This window comes from Halomonas sp. 3D7M, assembly GCF_014897885.1.
Lineage (GTDB): Bacteria > Pseudomonadota > Gammaproteobacteria > Pseudomonadales > Halomonadaceae > Vreelandella.
On record NZ_JABUZF010000257.1, the window covers coordinates 7,643 to 10,962 of the forward strand.

Annotated in this window: 3 protein-coding genes and 1 pseudogene (1 of these 4 cut by a window edge); 2 read left to right on the top strand and 2 right to left on the bottom strand. The window is 54.8% G+C overall.

Annotation, left to right across the window (positions count from 1 at the left end; genetic code table 11):
- Window positions 1-198, bottom strand: a pseudogene (purL, locus tag INT22_RS16250) (phosphoribosylformylglycinamidine synthase); it reaches 3,771 nt to the left of the window's first position.
- 165 nt (window positions 199-363) lie between these two features.
- On the opposite strand from purL, the gene mltF reads away from it, so the two are divergent.
- Window positions 364-1,830, top strand: coding sequence for a membrane-bound lytic murein transglycosylase MltF (mltF, locus tag INT22_RS16255; RefSeq protein WP_193061908.1), 1,467 nt, complete (start codon window positions 364-366; stop codon window positions 1,828-1,830).
- Window positions 1,831-1,876: 46 nt separating this feature from the next.
- Here the strand turns inward: mltF and tadA are convergent, their stop codons facing one another.
- The gene (gene tadA / locus INT22_RS16260; RefSeq protein ID WP_319022096.1) at window positions 1,877-2,329 is read right to left on the bottom strand and encodes a tRNA adenosine(34) deaminase TadA; all 453 of its coding nucleotides are present in this window, start codon (window positions 2,327-2,329) and stop codon (window positions 1,877-1,879) included.
- A gap of 110 nt (window positions 2,330-2,439) precedes the next feature.
- On the opposite strand from tadA, the gene INT22_RS16265 reads away from it, so the two are divergent.
- Window positions 2,440-3,264, top strand: coding sequence for an acyl-CoA thioesterase (locus tag INT22_RS16265; protein WP_089039787.1), 825 nt, complete (start codon window positions 2,440-2,442; stop codon window positions 3,262-3,264).
- The last annotated feature ends 56 nt before the right edge of the window (window positions 3,265-3,320 follow it).

Sequence of the window (3,320 nt, forward strand, 5' to 3'; positions counted from 1 at the left end):
TTGGCTCGCGTGGCTGCCATAATCAAGCAGCTTGGCCAAACACTCCTGGGCAGCATCATCCAGTGTCTCGCGGTGGTCTATGAAGTGGACATAATGGGCGGACAACGCCTCCACCTCGGGAACACGTTCACGCAACACCGTTAACAGCCGTTCATGGCGGAAGGCAGAAAGGGCAGGTGCGCCTCGCAGTTCGAGCATATCTGGGAGCCTCTAAAGCAGGAAGAGTTCGTGCGGGAAATCAGTGGGCCGCAGCGCGGCAATCTCACTATGATACTGGAAAGCGGCGGTCACACGAAATCAACAAGGTGACAGCATCTCTCAGGCTGGGTATCGTGGCAGCTTGTTTCATGCCGACAAGACGCCATGCTGACGTTGATTTGCCGACATTTTATAACGCGTTATCGCGCTTATTTTGCAGTCATTGTTACGCTTTTCTTAGCGTTAATTCCGCGCGCCACGCCGGTACCGCAAGGTGAGCACCTCGCTCAGATCATCGCGAAAGAATTTATTACGATTCATACCCGTAACACACCAACCACTTACTATGAAGGCCGCCAAGGCCCCACTGGCTTTGAATATGAGCTGATGCATCGGTTTGCTGACTATTTGGGGGTTAGCTTAAATCTCAATGCAAGCCACCATCCTGAAAGCGTGCTGCCAGCAGTACGAGGACAAGGAGACCTAGGTGCTGCGGCGCTACCCTTGCTGCCAGATTCACCCGGCATTCATTACACCCGCTCAATAATCCAGATGCAGCCACTGGTGGTTTATCGTCGCGGCTTGAACGGCATAAACGAGCCAAAAAATTTAGTTGGTTTGGAATTAGGCACGCTTAGCGAAGCAGGCACCAGCCAATCACTCCTCGCCCTTCAGCGCGACTACCCAAGCTTAAGCTGGAAAGAGTCTCACGAGCTTGAAGTAGCAGAACTGCTGGCTCGGGTGGAAAACGGCACGCTGGATGCCGCAATTATTTTTGATCATCAGTTTCGTCTCAATCGGCTTTTTTTTCCTAACGTCGAGCGCGGCTTCTTGCTAGGAGAGCCGCTATCATTAGCCTGGGCGGTGCCCAGCGGGCGCGGACTGGGGCTATTGGAAACTGCCAATCAGTTTCTTCAAGAACTGCAGGAAAGTGGCACGCTGGAGCAGCTCGTCAGCCGCTATTTTGGCCATGATGATTATTTGGAGTACGTGGGAACACGCACGTTTTTAGCCCATCTTGATGAACGCCTGCCAACCTATAGCGAGCTTTTCAAAAAGGCTGCTCGAGACACGGGGTTTGATTGGAAACTGCTGGCTGCCGTGGGCTATCAGGAATCTCACTGGGACCCTAACGCAGTGTCTCCCACCGGGGTGCGCGGCCTAATGATGCTCACCAACCCAACCGCCAGCGAGATGGGCGTCGCTGACCGCACTAATCCTGCCCAGAGCATTGATGGTGGCGCCCGCTATTTACGCAGTATTAAAGATCGTCTGCCAGAGAGCATTGTCGGTAATGACCGGCTCTACATGGCGATGGCGGCCTATAACGTGGGACTTGGACACCTATACGATGCCCGCAAGATCGCCGAAATGCGCGGCGGCAACCCAGACAGCTGGCAAGATGTCCGTGCAGCGCTGCCCTTACTTCAGCAACGGGAATGGCATAGCCAAACTCGCCATGGCTATGCACGCGGCGGTGAGCCGGTGATCTACGTACGCAACATTCGCCGCTACTACGAGATGATTGAGTACGTCGAACGCAGTCGCCAGCAGTTTTTCCAGTTGGGACAAACGCTGGTTAGCGATGAGCCTCTGTTACTCTTTGATATTATTCCACCCGTGGAGCAATGATTGGCTGCTACCCACAATACCGCCACTCGTTGACGATAGTAGCGGGCTAGCGTTTCGTAGCAAAAAACTGTTTTAGCAATTTTTTTGCCGGCGCTGCCAGCACGCCACTGGTGACAACTACTTGATGATTGAACCACGGCTGAGCAAGCAGGTTAGCTTTTGACTCGACCATCCCCGTGCGCGGCTCTGCCGCACCATACACCAAGCGCGCTAAGCGGGCATGAACCATGGCACCCGCACACATCATGCATGGCTCAAGCGTCACAAATAGTGTGCAGCCCTCTAAGCGGTAGTTACCTACCTGCTGCCCAGCCGCTCTCAGCGCGCGAATTTCCGCGTGACCGCTAGGGTCACAACTCGCTACCGGTGAGTTTCGCCCTGCTCCTATAATGGTACCCAAAGCATCCACCACTACGGCCCCCACCGGCACCTCACCCTCTTTAAAGGCAAGGTGTGCTTGGTCAAGCGCTCGGTGCATGTAAAATTCGTCGCTGCGTATCAAGACAAACTCCGCTAAGGTAGCAAAACGATCGTTTTAATTGTGCCATAGCCGCAAAGATACCCTGGCAAACATTAGCGGCCAAACGGACAGCACTAAGGATACCGAGAATGAACGATGCGCTGAAGTTACTGGTAAGCTTACTAGAGCTGGAAACACTTGAAGAGACGCTATTTCGTGGCCAAAGCCAAGACCTCGGCTTCCCACAGCTCTACGGCGGCCAGGTATTAGGCCAAGCATTAGCAGCGGCGGCACGCACCGTGCCCGATGATCGCCGCCCACACTCCCAGCATGGCTATTTTCTGCGTCCCGGCGACCCTCACCGCCCCGTCGTCTACCAAGTAGACACGATTCGCGATGGTGGTAGCTTTACTACTCGGCGCGTTACCGCTATTCAAAAAGGGCGCCCGATCTTCTTCTGTAGCGCTTCGTTTCAAAGCGCCGAAGAGAGCATTAGCCACCAGCGCACCATGCCCCACGTGCCTACGCCAGAAGCGTTAATCGAAAGTGGAGATGTAAAGCATGCGCGTTTCCCGGGTCATCCTATCGAGTTTTTGCATTTAAAAGGCAATCCAGACAATGCATCGCCTGCAGGGCAGTGTCTATGGTTTCGCCTAGCGGGCGGAACGCTGCCCGATGACCCAGCCCTGCATCGCCATCTGCTTTCCTACGCATCGGACTTCAACCTACTAACGACCGGACTGGTTCCCCACGGTATCAAGTTTACCGATCCTAAACTGCGCATCGCCAGCCTGGACCATGCCCTGTGGCTACACGAAGATCCCCGTCTGGATGACTGGCTACTCTACGTGATTGACTCTCCCTGGGCAGGCGGCGCCCGCGGTTTAGCGCGCGGTCATATTTACCGACGCGATGGTCGCTTGGTGGCCTCTACCGCTCAAGAAGGACTGGTGCGCTACCCGCAACAGCACTAAAGCACATCAATCAACCGATTCGCAAAAACACCGACGCCCGCTATCAGCGGGCGTCG

Bases quoted from the DNA above. Each gene is read 5' to 3' on its own strand.
- mltF (WP_193061908.1), top strand. From the start codon at position 364: ATGCTGACGTTGATTTGCCGACATTTTATAACGCGTTATCGCGCTTAT.
- INT22_RS16265 (WP_089039787.1), top strand. From the start codon at position 2,440: ATGAACGATGCGCTGAAGTTACTGGTAAGCTTACTAGAGCTGGAAACA.